General features: G+C 42.2%; 20 protein-coding genes. 8 read left to right on the forward strand and 12 right to left on the reverse strand.

Annotated features, from left to right (window positions below):
- The first annotated feature begins 19 nt into the window (after window positions 1-19).
- The gene (gene ruvB, locus BUC20_RS07240) at window positions 20-1,042 is read left to right on the forward strand and encodes a Holliday junction branch migration DNA helicase RuvB (RefSeq protein ID WP_073229203.1); all 1,023 of its coding nucleotides are present in this window, start codon (window positions 20-22) and stop codon (window positions 1,040-1,042) included.
- Window positions 1,043-1,095: 53 nt separating this feature from the next.
- The gene (locus tag BUC20_RS07245; RefSeq protein ID WP_073229206.1) at window positions 1,096-2,604 is read left to right on the forward strand and encodes a bifunctional GNAT family N-acetyltransferase/carbon-nitrogen hydrolase family protein; all 1,509 of its coding nucleotides are present in this window, start codon (window positions 1,096-1,098) and stop codon (window positions 2,602-2,604) included.
- Window positions 2,605-2,673: 69 nt separating this feature from the next.
- Here the strand turns inward: BUC20_RS07245 and BUC20_RS07250 are convergent, their stop codons facing one another.
- On the reverse strand, window positions 2,674-2,886 hold the full coding sequence (locus tag BUC20_RS07250) for a hypothetical protein (RefSeq protein ID WP_073229209.1): 213 nt from the start codon (window positions 2,884-2,886) through the stop codon (window positions 2,674-2,676).
- Between the two features lie 81 nt (window positions 2,887-2,967).
- Between BUC20_RS07250 and queG the strand changes: the two genes are divergently transcribed.
- Window positions 2,968-3,909, forward strand: a complete 942-nt coding sequence (gene queG / locus BUC20_RS07255) for a tRNA epoxyqueuosine(34) reductase QueG (RefSeq protein WP_073229211.1) — start codon at window positions 2,968-2,970, stop codon at window positions 3,907-3,909.
- A 55-nt stretch (window positions 3,910-3,964) separates the two neighbouring features.
- Here queG and BUC20_RS07260 read toward each other — a convergent pair whose 3' ends face one another.
- From BUC20_RS07260 to BUC20_RS07275, 4 genes are all read right to left on the reverse strand, one after another.
- On the reverse strand, window positions 3,965-4,594 hold the full coding sequence (locus tag BUC20_RS07260; RefSeq protein ID WP_073229214.1) for a TlpA family protein disulfide reductase: 630 nt from the start codon (window positions 4,592-4,594) through the stop codon (window positions 3,965-3,967).
- 58 nt (window positions 4,595-4,652) lie between these two features.
- On the reverse strand, window positions 4,653-5,093 hold the full coding sequence (locus tag BUC20_RS07265) for a hypothetical protein (protein WP_073229217.1): 441 nt from the start codon (window positions 5,091-5,093) through the stop codon (window positions 4,653-4,655).
- A gap of 118 nt (window positions 5,094-5,211) precedes the next feature.
- Window positions 5,212-7,074 (reverse strand): M1 family metallopeptidase, encoded by a 1,863-nt coding sequence (locus BUC20_RS07270; protein ID WP_073229220.1) that lies wholly within the window; start codon window positions 7,072-7,074, stop codon window positions 5,212-5,214.
- 81 nt (window positions 7,075-7,155) lie between these two features.
- A complete protein-coding gene (locus tag BUC20_RS07275; RefSeq protein ID WP_073229223.1) occupies window positions 7,156-8,130 on the reverse strand; it encodes a 3'-5' exonuclease in 975 nt (324 codons plus the stop codon).
- A gap of 187 nt (window positions 8,131-8,317) precedes the next feature.
- On the opposite strand from BUC20_RS07275, the gene BUC20_RS07280 reads away from it, so the two are divergent.
- Both BUC20_RS07280 and BUC20_RS07285 read left to right on the forward strand, forming a co-directional pair.
- The gene (locus BUC20_RS07280; protein WP_073229225.1) at window positions 8,318-10,291 is read left to right on the forward strand and encodes a DUF3857 domain-containing protein; all 1,974 of its coding nucleotides are present in this window, start codon (window positions 8,318-8,320) and stop codon (window positions 10,289-10,291) included.
- Between the two features lie 2 nt (window positions 10,292-10,293).
- Window positions 10,294-12,207: a DUF3857 domain-containing protein gene (locus BUC20_RS07285; protein ID WP_073229228.1), complete on the forward strand. Its 1,914-nt coding sequence runs from the start codon at window positions 10,294-10,296 to the stop codon at window positions 12,205-12,207.
- 36 nt (window positions 12,208-12,243) lie between these two features.
- On the opposite strand, the gene BUC20_RS34270 is transcribed toward BUC20_RS07285, so the two are convergent.
- The 6 genes from BUC20_RS34270 to mqnE form a co-directional block, all read right to left on the reverse strand.
- A complete protein-coding gene (locus BUC20_RS34270; protein WP_262497407.1) occupies window positions 12,244-12,366 on the reverse strand; it encodes a hypothetical protein in 123 nt (40 codons plus the stop codon).
- Between the two features lie 3 nt (window positions 12,367-12,369).
- Complete coding sequence (locus BUC20_RS07290; RefSeq protein WP_073229231.1) at window positions 12,370-12,888, reverse strand: C40 family peptidase; 519 nt, start codon at window positions 12,886-12,888, stop codon at window positions 12,370-12,372.
- Between the two features lie 3 nt (window positions 12,889-12,891).
- On the reverse strand, window positions 12,892-15,501 hold the full coding sequence (gene mutS / locus BUC20_RS07295; protein ID WP_073229598.1) for a DNA mismatch repair protein MutS: 2,610 nt from the start codon (window positions 15,499-15,501) through the stop codon (window positions 12,892-12,894).
- Between the two features lie 81 nt (window positions 15,502-15,582).
- Window positions 15,583-16,308, reverse strand: coding sequence for a menaquinone biosynthetic enzyme MqnA/MqnD family protein (locus BUC20_RS07300; RefSeq protein WP_073229234.1), 726 nt, complete (start codon window positions 16,306-16,308; stop codon window positions 15,583-15,585).
- A 7-nt stretch (window positions 16,309-16,315) separates the two neighbouring features.
- Window positions 16,316-16,927, reverse strand: a complete 612-nt coding sequence (locus tag BUC20_RS07305; protein ID WP_073229237.1) for a histidine phosphatase family protein — start codon at window positions 16,925-16,927, stop codon at window positions 16,316-16,318.
- Window positions 16,927-18,120 (reverse strand): aminofutalosine synthase MqnE, encoded by a 1,194-nt coding sequence (gene mqnE / locus BUC20_RS07310; protein WP_073229239.1) that lies wholly within the window; start codon window positions 18,118-18,120, stop codon window positions 16,927-16,929. Before mqnE ends, BUC20_RS07305 begins: the two co-directional genes overlap by 1 nt.
- Window positions 18,121-18,306: 186 nt before the next feature.
- Here mqnE and BUC20_RS07315 point away from each other — a divergent pair, with 186 nt between their 5' ends.
- On the forward strand, window positions 18,307-18,915 hold the full coding sequence (locus BUC20_RS07315; protein ID WP_073229241.1) for a YdeI/OmpD-associated family protein: 609 nt from the start codon (window positions 18,307-18,309) through the stop codon (window positions 18,913-18,915).
- Here BUC20_RS07315 and BUC20_RS07320 read toward each other — a convergent pair.
- A complete protein-coding gene (locus tag BUC20_RS07320) occupies window positions 18,912-21,092 on the reverse strand; it encodes a S41 family peptidase (RefSeq protein WP_073229244.1) in 2,181 nt (726 codons plus the stop codon). The genes BUC20_RS07315 and BUC20_RS07320 overlap by 4 nt on opposite strands.
- Before the next feature lie 170 nt (window positions 21,093-21,262).
- On the opposite strand from BUC20_RS07320, the gene BUC20_RS07325 reads away from it, so the two are divergent.
- Window positions 21,263-21,841 carry an RNA polymerase sigma-70 factor gene (locus BUC20_RS07325; protein ID WP_073229246.1) on the forward strand — a complete coding sequence of 193 codons (579 nt, stop codon included), beginning with the start codon at window positions 21,263-21,265 and terminating at the stop codon, window positions 21,839-21,841.
- A gap of 94 nt (window positions 21,842-21,935) precedes the next feature.
- Window positions 21,936-23,120, forward strand: coding sequence for a FecR family protein (locus BUC20_RS07330; RefSeq protein WP_159441067.1), 1,185 nt, complete (start codon window positions 21,936-21,938; stop codon window positions 23,118-23,120).
- Window positions 23,121-23,138: the final 18 nt, after the last annotated feature.

The following is a 23,138-nucleotide window of genomic DNA, read 5'->3' on the forward strand; positions in this document are numbered from 1 at the left end:
TTTATACTAACTTTACCCCATGAACGAAAATCTTGATCCCAACTCAGAAAGCTTAACTCCCTTTGAACGTGATATTGAAAAAGTATTGCGCCCGCAGGAATTTGAAGACTTTACGGGACAGGAAAAGATCATGGAGAACCTGAAGATCTTTGTAAAGGCTGCAAAGTTACGCGGAGAACCTTTGGACCATGTTTTACTGCATGGTCCTCCGGGACTTGGCAAGACCACCCTTTCCTATATCATTGCCAATGAAATGGGCGTTGGGATCAAAGTCACATCCGGACCAGTATTAGATAAACCCGGAGACCTTGCCGGATTGCTCACCAATCTGGAACCTGGCGATATCTTGTTTATTGATGAGATTCACCGCCTGAGTCCCCTGGTAGAAGAATACCTGTATTCTGCAATGGAAGATTTCAAGATCGACATCATGCTGGAAAGCGGCCCGAATGCCCGTTCCGTACAGATTAGCCTCAACCCTTTCACCCTGGTTGGTGCAACCACCAGGTCAGGATTGTTAACCGCACCATTGAGGGCAAGGTTCGGGATCAACTCCCGCCTGGCTTATTATGATGCGAAACTGTTAACTACCATCGTTTTAAGATCATCAGATATTCTGAAAACCCCGATCACAGAAGAAGGTGCTTATGAAATTGCCCGCCGGAGCAGGGGAACTCCCCGTATCGCCAATGCGCTGCTGAGAAGGACCCGCGATTTTGCACAGATCAAAGGAAACGGACAAATTGATACCGAGATCGCCAGATACGCTTTAAGGGCTTTAAATGTGGACGAACATGGCCTGGATGAAATGGACAATAAAATCCTGGTGACCATCATCGATAAGTTCAAAGGAGGTCCTGTAGGATTGAAAACCATTGCTACCGCTGTTGGTGAAGATGAAGGCACGATTGAAGAGGTTTATGAACCGTTTTTAATTCAGGAAGGCTTTCTGATGCGCACTTCGCGCGGAAGGGAAGTGACCGAAGCTGCTTATAAACACCTGCAAAAGAACTTCCCCGGACAAACAGGAAAACTATTTTAATGTTTCTGCTCATTTAGGCATCATTTCTGTTCTTATTAGCTAAATTAACTGATATGAACATAGAAACGAGAAAACTTACCTTAGCGGATTACAATGATTTGAAAGAATCAATGCAACAGGCCTATGATACCCTGGGTGGACAGATATGGAGCAAAAGCAGCATTGAAAGATTACTTAAATTATTTCCCGAAGGTCAGCTCTGCATCGCAGTAGACGACAAAGTGGTGGCTTGTTCTTTATCAATCATCGTAGACTATGATGAATATGGTGATAAACATACCTATAAAAATATTACCGGAGACTACTCCTTTTCTACCCACGACTCTGAGGGGGATGTATTGTATGGCATAGAAATCTTTGTAAGCCCTGAATTCAGGGGTTTAAGACTGGGCAGAAGGCTATATGAAGCGAGAAAAGAACTGTGTGAAAGCCTGAACCTGAAAAGTATCATTGCCGGAGGAAGAATCCCCCGTTACCATGAGTACGCAGCAACCCTTAGCCCGAGACAATATATTGATAAGGTAAAGGCAAAAGAAATCTTCGATCCTACCCTTACTTTCCAGATCTCTAACGATTTTCACGTGAGGAAGGTGCTTAAAAATTATCTGCCAGGTGATCATGAATCCAAGGATTATGCGACCCTGCTGGAATGGAACAACATCTACTATCAGGGAATAGATGCTTCGGCACGCTCGGCAAAAACCATCAGGATTGGTCTGGTGCAATGGCAAATGAGGCTCTTCCCGGATATTGAAGCTTTTTATGAACAGGTGGAGTTCTTTGTAGACGCAGTGAGTGGCTACAAATCAGATTTCATCATGTTCCCTGAGTTTTTTAATACACCTTTATTACAACCCTATAACCATTTACCGGAAATGGAAGCCATGCGTAAGCTGGCCGAACTGACCGAAGAGATCGTGCAGAAAATTCAGGAATATGCAGTTTCCTACAATGTAAATGTGATTTCCGGAAGCATGCCTATTTTAGAGAATAACAAGCTTTATAATGCGACCTATTTATGCCATAGAAGTGGCAAGACCGAAGAATACCGTAAAATCCATATCACTCCAAACGAACAGAAATATTATGGAATGGTGGGTGGAGATAAAATCCAGGTATTTGATACCGATTGCGGAAAAATCGGAATCCTGATCTGTTATGACGTAGAATTTCCGGAATTGAGCAGAATTTATGCAGATCAGGGCATGCAAATTCTTTTTGTGCCTTTTCTAACCGATACCCAAAATGGGTACACCAGGGTAAGAAGGTGTGCGCAGGCCAGAGCCATTGAAAACGAATGTTATGTGGCCATAGCAGGATGTGTGGGCAATTTGCCAAAGGTGAACAACATGGACATACAGTTTGCGCAGTCTGCTGTCTTTACTCCTTCCGATTTTGCCTTCCCAACCAATGCCGTAAAAGCAGAAACGACACCGAATACAGAAATGATGCTCGTAGTAGACGTAGACCTTCACCTTTTAGATGAGCTCCATCATTTTGGAACCGTAAAAATCCTGAAAGATCGTCGTACAGATCTTTATGAAGTGAGGTTACTCAAATAAAATTTGCCGGAATGCTGAGGTTATTCCCAAAGCATTCCGGCAAACTTCCTCATGAGGCTGTTTTCTTAACTAATGTCTGAAAAACAACCAGTAAATCAGTAATGCAATTACCAATATGGGTATGATCCATTTCAGTACCGGTCCGGCACCATTCTTATCGTATTCATTTACGGCCTGCGGAGAAGGCCCGGGATCCTCTTTATGTTTATTGTAATTCGTTTCTATTGGTACATGTGGTTTTAGTGGTGGATCCTCTTTGTGTTGTGGATTGTTGTGTTCCATGATTTCAATGTTTAAGTCCAGTTTAATAACAACACCCCATCTTCTAAAAGGTTTTCCCGCGAAATCTTATCTTTGTAGCCGATGTTGAACAATTCCGCAAAATACAGCAAGATGATTAAAGCCGAAGCCTTAAGGCTGGGCTTCATGCAATGCGGAATTGCCAAAGCAGGATTTCTGGAAGAGGAAGCACCCAGACTGGAGCAATGGCTGGCAAATAACCACCATGGTGAGATGGGGTATATGGAAAATCATTTTGATAAAAGGCTGGATCCAAGGCTTCTTGTGGACGATTCAAAATCAGTCATATCGCTCACACTGAACTATTTTCCTGAAGAAAGACAGCAGGATCCTGATGCGCCTAAAATATCTAAATATGCCTATGGTACCGATTACCACACCGTGATCAAGGACAAACTCTTTCAATTGCTTAATTTCATTTCAGAGGAAATCGGGGAAGTCAGCGGACGGGCTTTTGTGGATTCGGCTCCCGTGATGGACCGGGCATGGGCGAAACGTGCCGGTATAGGCTGGATTGGTAAAAACAGCAACCTGATCAATAAAAAGAGTGGTTCATTCTTTTTCCTTGCAGAGCTGATTGTAGACCTCGACCTGGAATACGACACCCCTTTTGAGACCGATCATTGCGGCACCTGCACCAAATGTATCGATGCCTGTCCTACTGACGCGATCTTATCGCCCTTCATCATAGATGCAAAAAAATGTATTTCTTACCTGACCATAGAGTTAAGGGAAGAAATACCGCAATCCTTTAATGATAAGATGGAAAACTGGATGTTTGGCTGCGATATTTGTCAGGATGTCTGTCCATGGAACAGGTTTTCAGTTCCTCATTCAGAACCTAAGTTTCAACCCAATGAAAACCTGTTACAGATGAAACGGGAAGATTGGCTGGACATTACCGAAGATGTTTTTAAGACGATCTTTAAAAACTCTGCGGTGAAGCGGACGAAGTTTAAAGGCTTGACCAGAAATATAGATTTCATTAAAACATTACCCAAATAAAAAAGGTGCCTGTATTTGATTACGGACACCTTTATATAGTTTGTATTTCTATACTTTATTTTAATAGTTTATCTATGAATCCGATAATTTCAGGATCGCTGTAATCTGCTGCACCCAAATGATGGAAGGCCAGTTTGCCTGCTTTATCAAGGATCACGGTAGTTGGCATTGAACCTGCAAAATATTCCTTTGGAACTTCGCTTTCCGGTAGATAAACAGGAAGCGTATAGCCATTCTTTTTCATAAAATCATTGGCCTGCTGGTATTTTCCGTCTACATCAACCATGATAAACACCACCTGATCGTTCTCTTTATACTTAGTATATAAAGCCTGAATAGATGGCATCTCAGCGATGCATGGAGGACACCAGGTTGCCCAGAAATTAACAAAAACAACTTTTCCTTTTAGTTCAGCAAGGCTGATGGATTTTCCTTTACCATCTGCAAAGGTCACTTGCTCCCCACCAGGTACTGCCACGGCAGTATCTGTTTCCGGCTCTGAGCTTTTTGGTATCGCCGGTTCCTGAACCAAACCTATTTTCATCAGGTTTTGGATGACCCAGCCTTTGGCTTCCGGGCTGAATATAATCGTGAGTACAAATAGTATGGCTATCGCCATCCCGATATTGGAAAAGGTAAACCAGTTCTTTTTTGGTGTATGATGTTGATCTTTTATTGAGGTCATGGTATGTGTTTTAAAATTGCAATACTGATTAATTTAAGAAATGTTAAAAATCAGAATCCTATATCAGCAATAATCGGTTTTGCAGGAAAATCGCAGTTTTTGGCGAACGAATCCGGGAGTATGGGATTGGAATGCGACTCAGCTTTTTATCGGTTACCAGAAGGGAAATCAGAAACCCTGGCAAGATCAAAAACAAGAAAGGCAACAAGTTAGCCGTGCTTGCCTGAGCTCTGGATGTCAGTTGAACCGATGCTTTTACGCAGGTTTTCATTTTACAGTCAGATATTCCGGATTCAAGCTTTACTTTTGGAAGCGCAATGGCCTTAACCGCTTTTACAGAGGCCGACTTTTCCGAAACCGAAGTAGAAAAAAAGAAGATGATGCCTTGTTTCAACGCACATGAAGAAGGCAGGCATAAAGTAAGCAATAAAAAGAAAGCCAGAACCTGACGGCCTTTAACAATTAATTGATCAGGAATATGGCTGCATAATCTCTTCATCCGGCACAAAAATAACGATTTAAACTAAAGGTTATTCATTTATTCCATAATACAAAAAAAGGAGCCTTTTCAGACTCCTTTTATTAAAATATTCCGATTACGACAAACGCCCTGATCACTACAAACTCAATACATTATCCGATTTGTCTTTATCCGGTACATGGGCACTTCCCATTTCTACTCTTTTCAATTTTTTATCTCCCGGAACCTTGATGCTCACCTTCTGATCTCCTTTTTCCCAGACACCGATACTCTGATGAACCTGTTTCGTAGAACCATCCTCGTAGGTCAGTAAAAGATCTACCGGCATTGGCTTATTGCTTTTGTTTTCAATGATCAGCACATATTCCTCTCCCACTTTATCAGCAGAAACAATCCCCATATCTGTGACTCCTTCTTCAAAAAACCAGCGTTTCCAGAACCAGTCCATATTTTTACCTGATCCTTCGTTCATGCTGTAAAAGAAATCGAAAGGCATCGGGTGTTTTCCCTGCCATTGCGTGATATAATGGTGTAAAGCTTTGTGAAACAATTCATCTCCAAGATAATCCTTAACAAAAAGATACCCCAATCCTGGCTTAGGATAAGAGTTCGTGAATGAACCTGCCCCCTGAAGTTCTGTGCTTAAGGTCACGATCGGCACATCATCCTTAGAACCTGAAGACATTGCTGTCGGTGCTACCCCATACTCATCAACCATAGTGGTATCAATCATAGGTCCGATCAGCCATTCACCGATGGTTGCCCAACCTTCATCCATCCAGGCATATTTCGTTTCATTCGTTCCCATATAAAAAGGGAACATGGTATGAAAAATTTCATGAACCGTTAATGTAATGGCGTCCTGCCTTTTTTCTACCGGGTTATCGTTTACCATCATCGGGTACTCCATCTGATCCAGACCATCAAAGATCGTCTCGTGTGCGTATGGATAAGGCCATTTAGGGAAAGTGTAACTCATGGCATGAACCGTTTGACGGGCAAAGTCAATTACCTCATAATAATCCTTATGTATCGGGTTAAAGGCTGCATCAACCCGGGTCCTTCTTCCTGTCTGAGGATCAACCACCAGACTCGTAGACTTCCACAGGTAATGGTCACTTGTGGCAAACACAAAGTCAGTTACATTCTTTGCTTCAAACTTCCAGGTATTGAAAGCCTGATCTGCAGTGACTGCTTTGTTTTCTAAATCTTTATCATCAATCACATCGATTACTGCGTCTTCTTTTTCTGCTTTCGCCAGACGTTCTGCGATGTCTTTTTTAAGCACCTGTTTGGCATTCAGCAAATCTCCTGTCGCCCAGACTACAAAGTTTTTAGGAACGGTAATCTCTCCTTTGAAATTGCAGAAATCGTTGTAAAACTCTACATCTCCGGTATAAGGAAATTTGTTCCATCCATCGATATCGTCATAAACAGCAATACGGGGAAAGAAATAAGCCACAAAATGAGAACCTTCATCTACCTGTCCGGTGCGCATATGTGAGCCCTTATTGAGGTCATATTTATATTCAATCTTTAATTTGATGTGTTTTCCGGGAGCCAATGCCGCAATTGCAGTCTGCATATTTGTTCCTTCAATTCGCATTGCTTTATCCTCCAGCTTATGGCCATCGGCCTGCATGGAAAGGATACTTACCCCTTCATTCAGGTCACGGTCATTGAACTTGGTTTTCCTTTCCACCCCTTTCTTGTACAGATTTGGATAAAGCTTAAACCACAACTGTTTCAAGGTATCAGGGCTATTGTTATAATACACCACGTCTACGATTCCTTTCAGTTCACGGCTCGTCGGATTAAAATTAACTTTCAGGTCGTAATTAGCGGTGTTCTGCCAGTATTTAGCTCCGGGTTTTCCAGTTGCAGCCCGCGTTCCTTTGGCATAAGCGGCCTGAATTTCTGCCGGCACAGGCAAACTTTGCTGTGCTGAAACCAAACCGGAAAGGCATAACGATACCAGCAAAAGTGAGATTTTCTTCATAACGATCAATTGTTTTTAACAAAAAAAGAGGATGCCGGAAATTAAACCAGACAACCTCTTTATATTTTCTAATATTTCTTTCTATTTTCCAAACTTCATCTTCAGTTGCTCTAACATGTCATTAGTTACCTCTACTGCCGGTTTTGGCTTTTTAGGTGGCGCAGCTGATGGGTTGGGTTTAACATTAGGATTTGGCTTAGGCTTATTTGCCACCACTTGCTGCTGTTGCTTTTCCTGCTTCAGCTGCTCCTTTTTTTTGTTCCAGCGGGTCCAGATCTCTTCCAGTTTCTTCTTGGTATAAAGCGGGAAATCACCCTGTTTCATCCAGGCATAATAACTAGGCTCTGTATCAAACACCTGTTCTACGGTTTTACCTTTATGTTTACCAAAATTGAAGATTTCCTGATCCTGCTCATTGAAGACCATTCTTCCGGCAAAATCTACCGGTTTATTCATATTGGTAAAAGTATGAAGGGCATCTACATCATTTTTTACCGGCTTGGAGATCTTACCTTGTTTATCTTCAAACTCAGTGTCACTATAGCGCTCAATCTGCGCAAGCAATACATGGTAAGTAGCGGTAATATCTGCTTCGGCAGAATGTGCGTTAACAATGTCTTTATTGCAATAAAACTTATATGCAGCACGTAAAGTGCGTTGTTCCATCTGGTGAAAAATGTTCTGAACATCGACAAATTTCCTGTCAGACATTTCAAAATCTACTCCTGCTCTTAAAAATTCTTCCAGCAATACCGGAATATCGAATCTGTTGGAATTGTACCCTGCAAGGTCTGCATCACCGATAAACTCAGCAAGTTCAGCAGCTACAGCTTTGAAGGTCGGCTCATTGGCAATGTCCTTATCGTAGATTCCATGAATCAGCGATGATGCCAAAGGAATCGGCATTTCAGGATTTATGAGCAAGGTTTTGATCAGCTCAGATCCATCAGGCATTGCTTTTAAAATGGCAATTTCAACAATACGATCTGCACCTACATTTACACCTGTAGTTTCAAGATCAAAAAAAGCAAGAGGGCGGTTTAAATTTAATTTCATTAGTATATATTGCTATTTTTAAAGGTTTGAATCCTCAGGAATTCATTTTCTAACTCTTTGGTAGCTTTTCAAAAGTCGTAAAAATCATCCATTAAACCTGAACTTATTTAGTTTTGTACAAAATAGCAGCAGTTCTTTTATTTTTTCCGGAAGTACCTTACCTTGGCCTTTAATTAGTTACGCTCTTATGAAATACATTTACCTCCTGTTACTTCTGATTATTTGTTCGGTGAAATCCAGCGCCCAGGACTTCAAATTTGCGGGGATCAGTCATGAAGACATCGAATTGAAAAATACGGTCCTCGACAGCAATGCCAATGCCATGGTACTCCGTGAATTTGGAACAGCGAGGATGGACCATGACGAAGCTTATGGGAAATTAATGATTGATTACACCTATCATGTCCGGATCAAGATCTTTAACAAGCAAGGTTTTGAGGCAGGAAATGTAGCTATTCCGCAGCGGCTTTACAGTGACGATGAAGACCAGGTACTCGACATCCGCGCGGTTACCATCAATTATATTGACGGCCAGTTTAAGCAAAGCGAACTGGATCCGAAGAAGATATTCAAGGAAAAAAGGAACAAATACAGTGGGGTTACCAAGTTCACCATGCCCAACCTTATGGATGGCAGCATTATTGAATACAGTTACCGCATCAGAATTCCCAGAATTTTCAATTTCAGGTCATGGGAATTTCAATCCGGCATTCCTAAACTTTACAGTGAATATGTGGCTTGCATCCCCGGGCTCTACAACTATAATGTATCCCTCAGAGGCGCACAAAAATTAAGCTCCAGTAATGCAGAACTTCAGAAGGAATGCCTGAGGCTCAATGGAACGCCTGTTGACTGTTCAAAGATGACCTATATCATGAAAAATATTCCTGCATTTATCGAGGAAGATTACATGACCGCTGCCAGCAATTTTAAATCGGCCATTAACTTTGAGTTGTCCGATTACCATCTTCTGAACGGCGGGAAGAAAAGCGTGACCAAAACATGGAAGGATGTCGATTACGAGCTCGTTTCAGAAAATTCATTTGGATCTCAGATGAAGAAAAAAGATGCGTTTAAAGAGCTCATGCCAGAGATCCTTAAAAATACGACTGATGAGTTGAGCAAGGCTCAGGCAGTATACGATTTCATCAGAAAAAACATCAAATCAAATGGCTTTATCGGTATTTATAGTGAAACCGCGGTTAAAAAAGCATTGGAAACCCATGTTGGCAATACCGGAGACATCAACCTTTCCCTTATTGCGGCACTTTCTGCAGCGAATCTGGATGCGGAAGCAGTAATCCTTTCTACCCGTGAATACGGAGAGGTAAACAACCTTTTTCCGGTGATCACCGATTTTAACTATGTAGTAGCCAAAGTCAATATCGGAACAGAAAGCTACCTGTTGGATGCTTCTACCCCACTCCTCCCTTTTGGCCTGCTCCCTTTGCACTGTATCAATGGCAAAGGAAGGGTCATCAACCTTAAAAAACCTTCTTACTGGTACGACCTTAAGGCCAGTCAGAAAGACTATACCCGTTACAATTTTGTCGCCACCCTGACTAAAGACGGTAAGATCAAAGGAGAGCTGCTCAGCTATTCCTCCGGATATGCAGGATTGAAAAAAAGAAGGAGTATTCTTGAGGCCAGTTCCATAGAGGAATATGTAGAAAAATTCGATGAAAAGATGACGGGAATCAGCATCAGTAAACATGAGATTCAGAATGTGGATAGCCTGAACCTGCCATTGATAGAAAAATATGAAATAGAGATGAGCGGCTACAATAGCAACTCAGCAGTACAGGTATTCTTTAACCCTTTCTTTATTGACAACATCAGCAAAAACCCTTTCAACCTGAACGAAAGGACTTATCCGGTAGATCTGGGCACAAGCAGGGAAACCCGCTGCAGCATTCAGCTCAGGGTACCAGAGGACTTCGTGATTGCCGACCAGCCAAAAGACCTCAGCATAGGCTTGGCAGAGAATGGTGGCAGGTACCTGAGCAATACTTCCTTTAATGACCATGTCATTAATTTCAACCAGCTTTTACAGCTCAACAAACCTATTTACCATCCGGAAGAATACCTTTCCCTGAAAGAGTTTTACAGCAGGATCATTCAAACACAAAAGACAAATATCGTCTTCAAAAAAGCGAAATAATTATGATCAGAAACCTGCTCTTACTGTTATTGGTATCTGTTGCAACTCCGGGATTTTCCCAGCTGGAATATGCAGCAGAGAATGTTCCTTCAAATCTGAGGAGCAGGGCCAATTCTGTGATCCGGGAAATGGAAACGATGGTGGATATGCGGGCTACCGATCAGGTCATCATGACCGTGAAAAAGGTGGTTACGGTATTGAACAAAAATGGGGATTCTGATGCGGGCCTGACCTTGTATTATGACAAAAGCAGCAGCATTCAACGCATCAGGGGACAGATACTGGATGCCGCTGGAAATGTAAATACTAAATTTACCCAAAGCAATTTTAGTGACCACAGCGCCGTTAGCGATGGAAGTCTCTTTATTGATTTCCGCTTAAAACATTACTCCCCGGTAGTTACGGTTTATCCGTATACCATCATCTATGAATACGAAATCAAAAATAAACAGAACCTGATCATCCCCGATTGGTATCCCAGCACCTCTACTGATCAATCCGTAGAAAAAAGCAAATATACCTTTATCTCCAAACCGACTGATGAAATCAGAATCAGGGAGTACAATTACCAGGGCAAACCGGAAATACAGAAAACTGAAAAAACGGTCAGTTATACCTGGCAGGTCAGCAGCAAGCCTGCTTTTAAATCAGAACCTTATGCCCCGGATCCTGATCAGTACCTGACCTATGTAAAGGTTGCCGCCAGACAGTTCAGCTATTATGGGTATAAAGGCAGTTATCAGAATTGGGAGGAACTTGGAAAATGGGTATACAACGACCTCCTGAAAAGCAGACAAGCCCTTCCGGAAAGTACCGTTCAGGAAATAAAAGAACTCACCAAAGGCATAGAAAGCGATCGGGAGAAAGCCAAAAGGATCTATGAATATGTTCAAAAGAAAACCCGGTATATCAGTGTACAGATTGGGATAGGTGGCTTTCAGCCCATGCAGGCTACGGAAGTCCAGCAGCTCAGCTATGGAGATTGCAAAGCATTGGTCAATTATACACAGAGTTTGCTGAAGGCTGCAGATATTCCTTCCATCTACTGTCAGGTGAATGCCGGAAGACTTAAAAAGAGTATGGATCCTGATTTTGCAGGCATGGACCAGGGCAACCACATCATTCTGGCGGTGCCTCTGAAAACAGATACGGTATGGCTGGAATGCACCAGTTCTGACAGTCCCTTTGGTTTTCTTGGTGGTTTTACCGACGACCGGACCGTGCTGGCCTGTACTGCAGAAGGTGGGAAATTACTAAAAACCCCAAAGCTGAGCACCGACATGAATTTATTGCACAGAAAAGTCTCCATGAAAGTCGATGCTCAGGGAACGGTTACCGGAAAGCTAAACACCACTTTCAGTGGTGCTCAGTACGACAATTACCAGAACATCATCTCAGAGCCTCATACAGAACAGCTAAAATTGCTAAAAGAGAAATATGATGTCGATAACATCAATTTCAAAGATTTCAAACTCCTTCAGGATAAGGGGGATCAGCCGAACATAAAGGAATCTTTTACTCTCGACATTCAGAAGTATGCTGCCAAAAGTAATGATCTTTTTTACCTGGAATTAAATGCATTTAATAAAACCCGCAGCATTCCGGAACTCAGGAAAAGAACTTTACCTGTCTATATCAACAGAGGGTATACCGATGAAGACGAACTCAGCTATGAACTCCCTGAAGGGTTCAAAGTAGAAGCTAAACCGGAAAATGAACTGATCAGCAGCATTTTTGGCACCTACAGCTCCAGTGTTAAAATAGAAGGGAAAACATTGGTTTATAAGCGCAGATTACAACTGAAGGACGGAAACTATCCGGCAGAGAAATACGGGGAATTCAGTACGTTTATGAGCAATGTCCATATCGCAGACCGCGCTAAACTCGTTTATAAATTAAACCAGGCTGCAAACTGAACAAACTTGTGTAAACCAATCAGGCTACAAACTAAACTAGCTCAGGATAATCAGCCCCAGGCCAATTCCGATGATCATGATCAGGTACATCAGGATCTCTGTGGTAGCAAATTTTTTATACTTTTTCCAGAAGGAATCTTCTTGTTTTGGTAATGACATTCTTTAATTTTTTATGGAACCAGCTTTCACCATTGCCCTTTGATAGGCTGGCAAACTCAGGTCGTCTACCACTACACCACGTGTAGTTGAAGCATGAACAAAGTAATTGTTATTGAGGTAAATCCCTACATGGTCTACCGCTCCGCCACCAAAAGAGAAAAAGATCAGGTCACCTTCTTTGAGCTGACCTATGCTTTTGGTCCTGATCACCGTTGCCTGATCGCTTGACCTTCTTGGCAAGTCATTTCCATAAATGTTCTTTTGCAGTAAAAAGGCAAAGCCGGAGCAATCAATACCACGTTTATCCAATCCTCCAAGACGGTACTTCACCCCTGTCCAGTCATTGATAAAGCGGTACAAAGGTTTACTCTTCAGGTTGGACATCGCCACAGCTGTTCTTGCTGCAGTAGTTGTACTCACTGTTTTTCTTCTGGAACTACAGGCTACCAATACCATCAGCACCATTAAAAAAAGTAACGATTTAAATCTTCCTTTGAGAACGGTGTGATTGGTTGCCATCATAATTTATTCTTTAATTATTCTTTGGATCTCATCCAGTTTCAGCAAAGCTTCTACGGGAGTCAATACATTTACATCCAGGTTATTCAGGGTATCCCTTATTTTTAACAATACAGGATCATCGATGGCAAACATGTGCAACTGGTAAGCCTGATTCTGTACTTTCTTAATGCTGTCTTTAATGCTTTGTCCTTCGGTTCTGTCGATCTCCAGTTTTTTGAGGATCTCGTTGGCCCTGTTGATCAGCTTAGGCGGCATTCCGGCCATCTTGGCCACATGGATACCGAAACTATGCTCACTACCGCCGGGAACCAGCTTTCTGAGGAAGATCACCTTATTTCCCACTTCCTTGATCGACACATTAAAGTTCTTGATGCGGCTCATGGTATTCGCCAGCTCATTCAGCTCATGGTAATGCGTTGCAAAAAGTGTTTTCGGCTTTGCTGTAGGATGGGTATGCAGGAATTCTGCAATGGCCCAGGCTATGGAAATCCCGTCATAGGTACTCGTTCCACGTCCAATCTCATCCAGCAGGATCAGACTGTTATCAGAAATGTTATTCAGGATACTTGCCGTTTCGTTCATTTCGACCATGAATGTACTTTCCCCTGAAGAGAGGTTATCCGAAGCACCTACACGGGTAAATATTTTATCTACCAGACCTAACGTAGCGGCCTTTGCAGGAACAAAACAACCCATTTGTGCCATCAATACAATCAATCCTGTTTGTCTCAATATGGCCGATTTACCCGACATATTGGGACCGGTAATGATGATGATCTGCTGGGTTTCATTATCCAGGAACACATCATTCGTGATGTACTCTTCCCCTACCGGCAACCTCTTTTCGATCACCGGGTGTCTTCCCCCTTTGATGTCCAGGTTTTTGGTTTTATTGACTACCGGTTTTACATAATGGTTTTTCACCGCCAGCTGGGCAAAACACAGCAATACATCCAGTTGTGCAATTGTAAAGGCATTCAACTGAATTTGTTTGATATAAGCGCTCACCAGGAACATCAGTTCTCCGTACAGGCGGATTTCGATCTGCATGATCTTTTCTTCTGCACCCAGGATCTGTTCCTCATATTCTTTCAGCTCAGGCGTGATGTAACGCTCTGCACTAACCAGCGTCTGCTTCCTGATCCAGTCGGCAGGCACTTTATCTTTATGCGTATGGGTCACTTCCAGATAATATCCGAAAACATTATTGAAGGCCACTTTAAGGGAAGGGATGCCGGTAATGGCTGCTTCTCTTTTTTGAATTTCTATTAAATAGTCTTTTCCACCGAAGGAGATCTTACGCAACCTGTCCAGCTCTTCGTCTATTCCGTCAGCGATCACATTTCCTTTGATCAGCAATGCAGGTGGATCCTGTTGCAGTTCTCTTTCCAGCTTTTCCCTGATGCTTAAGCAAGGATCCAGCTGCTCGGCCAATGCCATCAGGAAAGGATTATTTGAAGCGGTCGCAATCTCTTTTACAGACTCAATATGGTACAATGCTTTTTTAAGCTGGCACAATTCTCTTGGCCCGACTTTCAGTAAGCCCACCTTAGAGATCAGGCGTTCCAGATCACCGATCTGTTTGATGTGGTTTAAAAACTCCTCTACCAAAGCTTCATCTTTCACCAGGAATTCTACCATTCCAAGACGTTCCTGAATTGGCTTCAGTTCTTTTAGTGGCATGATGATCCAGCGGTGCAGCAAACGTGCGCCCATTGGTGTAGAAGTATGGTCCAGCACCTGAAACAAAGTGATGGCATTGTCGTTCGCAGAACTTACCAATTCCAGGTTGCGGATGGTAAAACGGTCCAGCCACATGTATTTATCTTCCTCTAAGCGGGAGATGGCAGTGATGTGCTTTAAGTTGCGGTGTTCTGTTTCATTCAGGTAATGAAGTACCACTCCTGCGGCGATGATTCCGATTTGCAGCTTATCCACTCCGAAACCTTTCAAAGAGTTTACTTCAAAATGTTTGGTCAGTGTTTCTGTGGCATAGTCGGTCGTAAAAGCCCAGTCGTCCAGATGGAAAGTATAAAATTTATCTCCGAAAAGCTCCAGGAACTCTTTCCTTTTGCTCTTTTGAAAAACCACTTCATTCGGTTTAAAACCTTGCAGCAGTTTGTCAATATATTCCGCATTTCCCTGAGCTACGTAAAATTCACCGGTAGAGATGTCCAGGAAGGAAACGCCCATTCCTGCTTTATCAAAATAAACAGCCGCCAGATAGTTGTTTGACTTCTGGCTCAGGATATTGTCATTGTAGGCCACACCTGGGGTTACCAATTCCGTTACACCACGTTTTACAATGGTTTTAGTGGTTTTGGGATCTTCCAGCTGGTCACAGATCGCCACTCTTTGTCCGGCGCGAACCAGTTTCGACAAGTAATTGTCTAGAGAATGATGAGGGAATCCTGCCAGTTCGATGTGCCCTCCAGGCCCATTTCCCCTTCTTGTAAGTACAATCCCCAGAATCTGGGAAGTTTTCACCGCATCTTCACCAAATGTTTCATAGAAGTCGCCCACTCTGAACAATAGTAATGCACCCGGGTACTTTGCTTTAATCGCATTGTACTGTTGCATTAAAGGTGTTTCTTTAGTCTTATCTTTAGCCAAAATGTATTTTAATTTACAAAACCGTAAAGATAGCATCTGAATGCTTATTCCATACGGTTTGTGGAAAATTTTAAAAAAAATCTATAACTGCTCAATATAGGACAAGAACAGCTTTAAAGCTTCGCGCTTTTTATCCGTCAGTTCAAAATCCAGTTTATGCATCAGATAGTCGTCGAGATCAAAATCTGCGATTGCCGGCAAATCTTTCAGCAATTCCTTGCGGTGTGAAAGTCCAAAGGACAAGGCTTCATTAAATTCTGTGATAAATGCTTCAGGAATTGTTTTATTCGCTACCCATGCAGCATATACAAAAGGCAATCCTGTAAATTTCATCCACTCCTCTCCCATATCATAGGCATAAGGATAGTCTGCTTTTTTACCGAAAGTGCGGTCGCCAATCAGAACGATAGCCTCTGTTTTTGCATCCGGATCGGTGGTATAGCTGACTTCCTGTTTCCAGTGAAATTTCAACAACACCTTCGCCAGGTTATTTGAAGTGCGGGAATGACTGTCCAGTCTTACTGTTCTGATCTCTCCGAAAGGAACCTGACTAAACACAAACACTGAATTTACTGCGCCTACAGAACCAATACAATAATCAGCAACGATATTGGCATTGGGCACCATTGGAATTGCAGCTACAGGAATGAGGCCAATATCCACCTGATTACTGATCAATTTGGCTGCACAATCTGTCGGGATATCTAAACTTAAATCTATTTTACTCCTCAGCTCCGAATGCTCAATCCCATAAATAAAAGGTTTGGTATTGGTATAGGAGACTGCTGAAATCTTAATCTTACTCAAAAGGGAACTACTTTAAATGATCCGTATTATTAAACTCGGCGATGATATACTCATCTCCGGTCATTTCAATTTTATAAAGGGTGGTATTCTGATGAGGAAATTCAGTCATTTCGCTCAAAGGCCTTCCTGTTAATAAACACAGGAATAAGCGCATGGCACGTCCATGCATACAGATTAATACTGTTTTTTCGTCTTTAGCCGCCCGGATCACTTCCAAAGCCTGTTTCTGACGCACAATTACTTCTGCAGGGCTTTCACCTCCTTCAAAACTGGCATCATAATCTCCTGACTGCCATTTTTCCATAATGCTTTTGAAAGCAGCCATGGCATTTTCATCGTTAGGTTTACCCTCCCAGGCACCCCAGGCCAGCTCATCGAGCCCCGACAATTGTTCCCATGGGAATCCGGCATCAATAAAGCCTTTCACCGTTTGGTGGGTACGTTTTAATTCAGAAGTGTATACTTTATCAAAAGCAACGTCTTTATATTTCGCATAAAATGCTGCTGCCTGTGCTCTTCCTGTATCATTCAGGTCACTATTGATTCCCCTTCCCTGTACGATACCCTGTTTGTTTAGTTCTGTTTCACCATGTCTGATGATATATAGTTCTTTATCCATTAATTGATGACGGGCAGTTTATAATATTGTGGTTTTACCGATCCTTCGAATACGAAATCCGTATAATCGGTTACCACATTGTAAAGTGTATCTCTTTCTATTGGTTTGCGGTTAACCTGTTTGATCAGGTTGACCAGTTCTTCCGTATTCATTGCAGGATGTTGTTCCTCTGCACCAGCCATGGAATAGATTTTCGTAGTATCATCTAAAGTACCATCAATATCATCCACTCCAAAGTTTAAGGAAAGCTGTGCGGTTTGTCTGCTGATCATTGCCCAATAGGCTTTGATATGGTCGAAATTGTCCAGGTAAATACGGGCAATGGCATAATTTCTCAGATCTTCAATCACGGAAACCTCCGGCACATGGTCCATCTGGTTGTTTTGATTCCTGAACTTCAACGGAATAAAAGCCTGGAAACCACCTGATTTATCCTGTTGCTGACGCAGGCGTTCCATATGATCTACACGGTGCCAGAATTGTTCGATATGACCATAGAGCATCGTTGCATTGGTTTTCATTCCTAACTTATGTGCCTGTTCATGAATGTCCAGCCATTGTTCGGCATTACATTTATCGTGGGCAATTTTCTCCCTTACTTCAGGATGGAAAATTTCTGCACCACCTCCCGGCATGGAATCCAGTCCGGCTTCCTGCAGGTATTTCATGCCATCATAATGGCTGAGTTTTGCCTTTTTGAAGATATAGTAGTACTCTACCGGTGTTAATGCTTTGATATGTAATTCAGGGCGGTGTGCTTTTGCACGTCTGAAGAAATCGCTGTAGAAGTCCAGGTTTTGTTTAGGGACTACCCCTCCGGTAATGTGCACCTCTGTAACCGGCTCATTGTCGTACTTTTTAAGCACATCCATCATTCCGTCTACGCTCATCTCCCAACCTTCTTCGCGCTGTTTGATCATGCGGGAATAGGAACAGAACTTGCAATCGTACACACATACGTTGGTCGGTTCAATATGGAAATTGCGGTTAAAATAGGTTTTATCACCGTGTTTTTGCTCCCTGATGTAGTTCGCTAACACGCCCAGGTAGCCCAGTTCGGCATGTTCATAAAGGTAAACCCCTTCGTCGAAGGTAATCCTTTCCTGGTTCTGAACTTTATTTGCGATGGCTTTAAGTTCGGCAGACAGATTCGTGTCGTTTAAAAGTAAAGCCAGCTTTGAATTAGCATCCATGTAGTATGATATAATGATGAACAAAAGTAGTATAAAATCAGCAGATACCCGTTTTTTTCGCAGGTTTTAGCTGTCAGCATTATGTAAAAGAGCGTTAAGCCCAAAAAATGAAGGCAGATAAGGAAAGCGGATAAATTTTGATTATTTTAGGGTATGCCATATTTATGGTCCATTATAAGATACGCCATGGAAAAATACGACCCTAGAGTAGATGCTTATATTGAGCAAGCTGCCCCATTTGCCCAACCCATCTTAAGACACATCCGGAATCTTGTTCATCAGGCTTGTCCGGAATTGATAGAAACGATGAAATGGAGTTTCCCTCATTTCGATTATAAGGGAACGGTTTGCAGCATGGCCTCCTTTAAAAGCCACTGCACCTTTGGCTTTTGGAAAAGCAAGCTCCTCCCTGATCCCCATCACTTACTGGGAGAAAGCCAGGACCAGGCCATGGGACAGCTGGGCCGGATCAGTTCCATTGCCGATCTGCCGGAGGAAAGTGTTTTCATCACTTATGTTCAAAATGCCGTTATCCTGAATAAAGAAGGAATTAAGATGGAGAAAAAGCCGCTTGCGGCAAAGATCGAGCTCGTGATCCCTGATTATTTTGCCCGTAGTCTGGCCGAAGCGCCGGCAGCCCAGGAGCATTTTGACCGCTTCAGCTATTCTCAAAAAAAGGAATACCTGGAATGGATTGTAGAGGCGAAAACCGAAGAAACCCGTCAGAAAAGACTTACTACAGCACTCGAATGGATTGCTGAGGGGAAATCCAGAAACTGGAAATACCAACGTTAATTCTTAGCAAACACCAAAGCTTTATCCAATACTTCGTCGCGGCCTGTCTTCAAACCAGAGGGAGTAGACCGTACAACAATATCAGGTATTATTCCCTTATAATGGCTTTTAGTACCGTCCGCATTTGTCACTTTTGTTCCTGTAAAAAAGACACGGAAGTCATCGAACAGATTAATGGTCTGCACATCTCCATTCGTACCAGAGGTTGCTTTGCCAATAATTGTTCCCAGTTTCAATCCCTTAACATAACCTAGAATACTCTCCGACTGACTCTGTGCGCAGGCATCTGAGAGGAAGATGATCTTGCCATTGAAGTAGGGAAGCTTAGGCCCCAGATTCCATCCCATACTTTCGAAATCTTTACTGTTGTTAGCCGGGCTTAGTTTTGGAACATGCATCCATTTTGTGTGTTCTGAACATTGAAGCAAATGACCAAAAATTGCACTGACATTTTCTTTTGGATAGCCTCTCATATCAAAGATGATTGACTTAGCGTGTTCTAACCGGGATAAGGAGGCGTTGATGTTTTTCATTACGGAATCGCCGGTGAGGTTGAAATAATAGACATTGTCTGAAAGTTGACCGTCTTTTGGAACATATCCTGGCATCGCTACCGGACGATACTCCTCGGCTGAACTCAACCTGGGAATTTTGAAAGCACTGCGAATACCGTTATTATTGATGACCAGCTTCGTTGAATCAGACAAACCGTCAAATAACCCCAGAAGAGATTTGTAGCTTCGCCATTGCGGGGAACCTGAAACAAGCCTGAATCTGGAGTAAAATATTTTCTGAGCTGATTCACCATCAATCGAATCAATGACGCTACCTACTGGTATATATTTTAACGAGGAATCTAAAACACGTTTGACATAGATTTTGTCGTCAATCATTTCTGATTCTATACTAACCGATTTCTCTTCCACCCTATCTGAACCGGAATAACTAATTCCCATATGGCCGTCGTTTAATTTTGCGGACATCAGTCTTAGTGATTCTAAAAAATCCTGACTATTGTTATCTTTTATAGTTCTCGCAAATAAGAAGGAAAATAACTTTTCAGGATTAGTCTTCGTATCCTCCCAATAGGGAAAAGCAAATTTCAGGACCGATAAGGTGATGACCAGATTCGCAAGTCGGGCCTCCTGAGCATATTCCTTTGGCTTTTTTGACCAATAATCTTTTATCCTTTTTTGGAACGCGACTAGTAACATGGAGTCCACTTTAGGATAAGTCGCTATTTCCGTGGCATAAAGAGTACCTGGAATGGAGGCATATATTTTTCTACCCAGTTTTACTGAAGTGATCTCTGAAATTGAGGCAGGACTGGTAAAATAAAACCTTTTATCCTCTGCAATACTTAAAACGATATTCAAAGGGGCATTGCTGGCTTCCAGTGGTGCTTTAAAGTCAAACGTTATCTTGCCCCTTCTGGAAAAAACCTGAATGTTTGGTTTGTTTATTTTAACGATTCTATATTTTGGAACTCTAAGTGTAAAATTGATACTCTTTTCGCCCTCAGGTAGATTTCCCTGGAATCTGTATCGGATCGTTTTTCCAGTGATGCGATTCGTATTAGATTTATTCTTCAGTTTTTCAGCACCATCAAAAGCGGCAATAAATAAATTGTTCTGCTTACAATCGGTTATATCTCCCGTAACCTCCACCGTCAATTCATAACGACCATTAATTGTTTCGTCTAATTTTAGGGTAGACAGAGGATAGTCGGTATAGTTCAGCTCTACAGCATCTCTATTATTTCTTTGACTTTTATAGAATGGCGAGCCATTAGGTAAAGCTAAACCACGATGTATCCAGTTTACCAGCTTATATTCCGATGGCTTTTCCGGTATAATTTCACTTAACGCCCTATCTTTTAGTATGGGAATGCTATCAATAATGACTGAAGGGGCAATTGGTAGCATCAATGCCTTTAATTCGCGAATAAGCTCTTGATCATTCTGAGCAGACATGACCTGATGAACACCATATAATGAAAAGAAAAACCAGTTCAGCTTTGTTACTTCATCCGAAGGATGAAAGAAACGAACATAACCGTAAAGTTCCGAAAATGCTTTTAAATTTCTTTCTTTTTGTTTAAGCGTTTGCGCTGACCCAATACTATAAGTCAAAATTAGTAATAGGACAAAGAAAGGCTTAAGTCTATTTGGGTTCATGCAAATGAAATTAGGTATTGTATGAGCAGCACAAATATTTTTTAACCTTATTTAACAAAAATGGAATAGCTAAGCGAACTAAAACGACGGTTAAAATGTAACAAATCAGGCCATATAGCTGATTTATACCAAAATAAAATTGATTTATCTTTACCTTCGCCCCGGGATATATGGGGGTTTACGTTAATTTTTCTGATCAGAAACTGCTGGGCGAGCTCCGTCTGGGCAATAGAGTTGCGTTTACGGAACTCTTTAACCGTTATTGGAAGAAACTGCTGGCCATCTCCTATACCTATACCAAAGACCGTTCTTCATCAGAAGAAATTGTGCAGGAGGTTTTCATCGGCCTCTGGAACAGAAAAAATCAGCTGGACATTAAAAGCCTGGAAGCCTACCTCGCTACCGCCGTTAAATTTTCCGTTTTTAAGAGCATCCATCAGCAAAAAAGAAGAGAAGAACTCGCCATGTTAAACTATCAGACTGAGCTTGTTGCACTCGATGAGGAAAAGATCCATGCTAAATTTCTACAGGAATACATTGATGGGATTGTGGAACAACTTCCTGAAAAATGCAGGCTCGTGTTTAAATACAGCCGGAATGATGGATTGTCTATTCCCGAGATTGCAAAGGAAATGGACATTGCCGAAAAAACCGTAGAGGCCCACCTCACCAAGGCATTGAAGACCTTAAAGAAAGACCTGAACAACTCCGGAACCTTTCTTATTGCCCTTTCTTTACTAATCAAATAGGGATTTCCATCTTTTTTAAATTTATTTCAATTCCCACTAAGGGTAAAGCCTCTTCTCGATGTACATCCTGGTAATTAGCCCGGTGCTCCTTACTATGAAGAACGAAAATCTACCCTTATTAATCGAAAAATACATCAATGGCACTGCGAGTCCACAGGAACGCGAGCAGTTATTGGACTGGTACCGGTCGCAACAACCCGAACAGGTCGAATGGCCTGCAGCAACGGAAACCGAAGAGACAGAAACCTACAACCGTATGCTTTCCGGAATTGATCAACAAATTGACCAGCAAATTGACCGTACTTACAAAGCACCTGTGCCTCAGACAAAGTGGTATTATATGGCTGCTGCCGCTGCAGTTTTTCTCGTTGGTTCTTTAGCGGTATACTTTTACAATGACCAACCTGCAGCTGCTCCTATGCCTGCACTTAGCTTCAAAAACGAGGTGAAACCGGGTGGAAATAAAGCGATACTAACACTTGCCGATGGATCTGAAGTCGTTTTAGACGGCGCAACAAAAGAAAGTTTTGCCCATCAGCAGGAAGTAAATATAGCCAGGGTTGGTGAGGGTCAGTTGTCTTTCGACCGGCAATCAGACACACAAATCCCAGCTTCAACAGCAGTAAAATACAATGTGATCAGCACGCCAAAAGGTGGCCAATACCGTGTGGTTCTTCCTGATGGCACTAAGGTATGGCTCAATGCTGTTTCCTCTATCCGTTTCCCAAGCTATTTCAGTGCGGGAGAAAGAAAGGTGGAAATTAGCGGGGAAGTCTATTTTGAAGTCACGAAAAATAAAACCATGCCTTTTCGTGTGATTTCCGGAGATCAGGCACTGGAAGTACTGGGAACTAAATTTAACGTCAATGCTTATGCAAATGAAGGACAGATCAGCACCACATTGGCTGAAGGAAGTGTCCGGTTAAAAAGAAGCAGTTCAGCAGCATCAAGCATTCTTAAACCCGGCGAGCAATCACAATTGAAGACTGGTAAGAGTAAACTGGCCCCAAAAATTGTAACTGCCGATCTTGAAGAGGTCCTGGCCTGGAAAAACGAAACTTTTATATTCAACGATACGCCCATCACAGAGGTGATGCAGCAAATAGAACGATGGTATGATGTAGAATTAGTTTACAGCGGCCATAAACCGGATCTCCTCTTTACCGGGATCATTCCAAGAAACAGCAATTTATCCACCTTCCTGAAAGTACTGGAAGGAACCGGAGGATTAAAATTTGGTATTGACCATCAAAAGGTCATCATCCAAAGCATCAGATAAACAAGAACAAATGACCAC

Origin of the sequence: Pedobacter caeni (assembly GCF_900129215.1) — a bacterium.
Lineage (GTDB): Bacteria > Bacteroidota > Bacteroidia > Sphingobacteriales > Sphingobacteriaceae > Pedobacter > Pedobacter caeni.

Excerpts from the sequence above, each read along its gene's own strand:
- ruvB (WP_073229203.1), top strand. The coding sequence starts at position 20 with ATGAACGAAAATCTTGATCCCAACTCAGAAAGCTTAACTCCCTTTGAA.
- BUC20_RS07245 (WP_073229206.1), top strand. The coding sequence starts at position 1,096 with ATGAACATAGAAACGAGAAAACTTACCTTAGCGGATTACAATGATTTG.
- BUC20_RS07250 (WP_073229209.1), bottom strand. The coding sequence starts at position 2,886 with ATGGAACACAACAATCCACAACACAAAGAGGATCCACCACTAAAACCA.
- queG (WP_073229211.1), top strand. The coding sequence starts at position 2,968 with ATGTTGAACAATTCCGCAAAATACAGCAAGATGATTAAAGCCGAAGCC.
- BUC20_RS07260 (WP_073229214.1), bottom strand. The coding sequence starts at position 4,594 with ATGACCTCAATAAAAGATCAACATCATACACCAAAAAAGAACTGGTTT.
- BUC20_RS07265 (WP_073229217.1), bottom strand. The coding sequence starts at position 5,093 with ATGAAGAGATTATGCAGCCATATTCCTGATCAATTAATTGTTAAAGGC.
- BUC20_RS07270 (WP_073229220.1), bottom strand. The coding sequence starts at position 7,074 with ATGAAGAAAATCTCACTTTTGCTGGTATCGTTATGCCTTTCCGGTTTG.
- BUC20_RS07275 (WP_073229223.1), bottom strand. The coding sequence starts at position 8,130 with ATGAAATTAAATTTAAACCGCCCTCTTGCTTTTTTTGATCTTGAAACT.
- BUC20_RS07280 (WP_073229225.1), top strand. The coding sequence starts at position 8,318 with ATGAAATACATTTACCTCCTGTTACTTCTGATTATTTGTTCGGTGAAA.
- BUC20_RS07285 (WP_073229228.1), top strand. The coding sequence starts at position 10,294 with ATGATCAGAAACCTGCTCTTACTGTTATTGGTATCTGTTGCAACTCCG.
- BUC20_RS34270 (WP_262497407.1), bottom strand. The coding sequence starts at position 12,366 with ATGTCATTACCAAAACAAGAAGATTCCTTCTGGAAAAAGTATAAAAAA.
- BUC20_RS07290 (WP_073229231.1), bottom strand. The coding sequence starts at position 12,888 with ATGATGGCAACCAATCACACCGTTCTCAAAGGAAGATTTAAATCGTTA.
- BUC20_RS07305 (WP_073229237.1), bottom strand. The coding sequence starts at position 16,927 with ATGGATAAAGAACTATATATCATCAGACATGGTGAAACAGAACTAAAC.
- mqnE (WP_073229239.1), bottom strand. The coding sequence starts at position 18,120 with ATGGATGCTAATTCAAAGCTGGCTTTACTTTTAAACGACACGAATCTG.
- BUC20_RS07315 (WP_073229241.1), top strand. The coding sequence starts at position 18,307 with ATGGAAAAATACGACCCTAGAGTAGATGCTTATATTGAGCAAGCTGCC.
- BUC20_RS07320 (WP_073229244.1), bottom strand. The coding sequence starts at position 21,092 with ATGAACCCAAATAGACTTAAGCCTTTCTTTGTCCTATTACTAATTTTG.
- BUC20_RS07325 (WP_073229246.1), top strand. The coding sequence starts at position 21,263 with ATGGGGGTTTACGTTAATTTTTCTGATCAGAAACTGCTGGGCGAGCTC.
- BUC20_RS07330 (WP_159441067.1), top strand. The coding sequence starts at position 21,936 with ATGAAGAACGAAAATCTACCCTTATTAATCGAAAAATACATCAATGGC.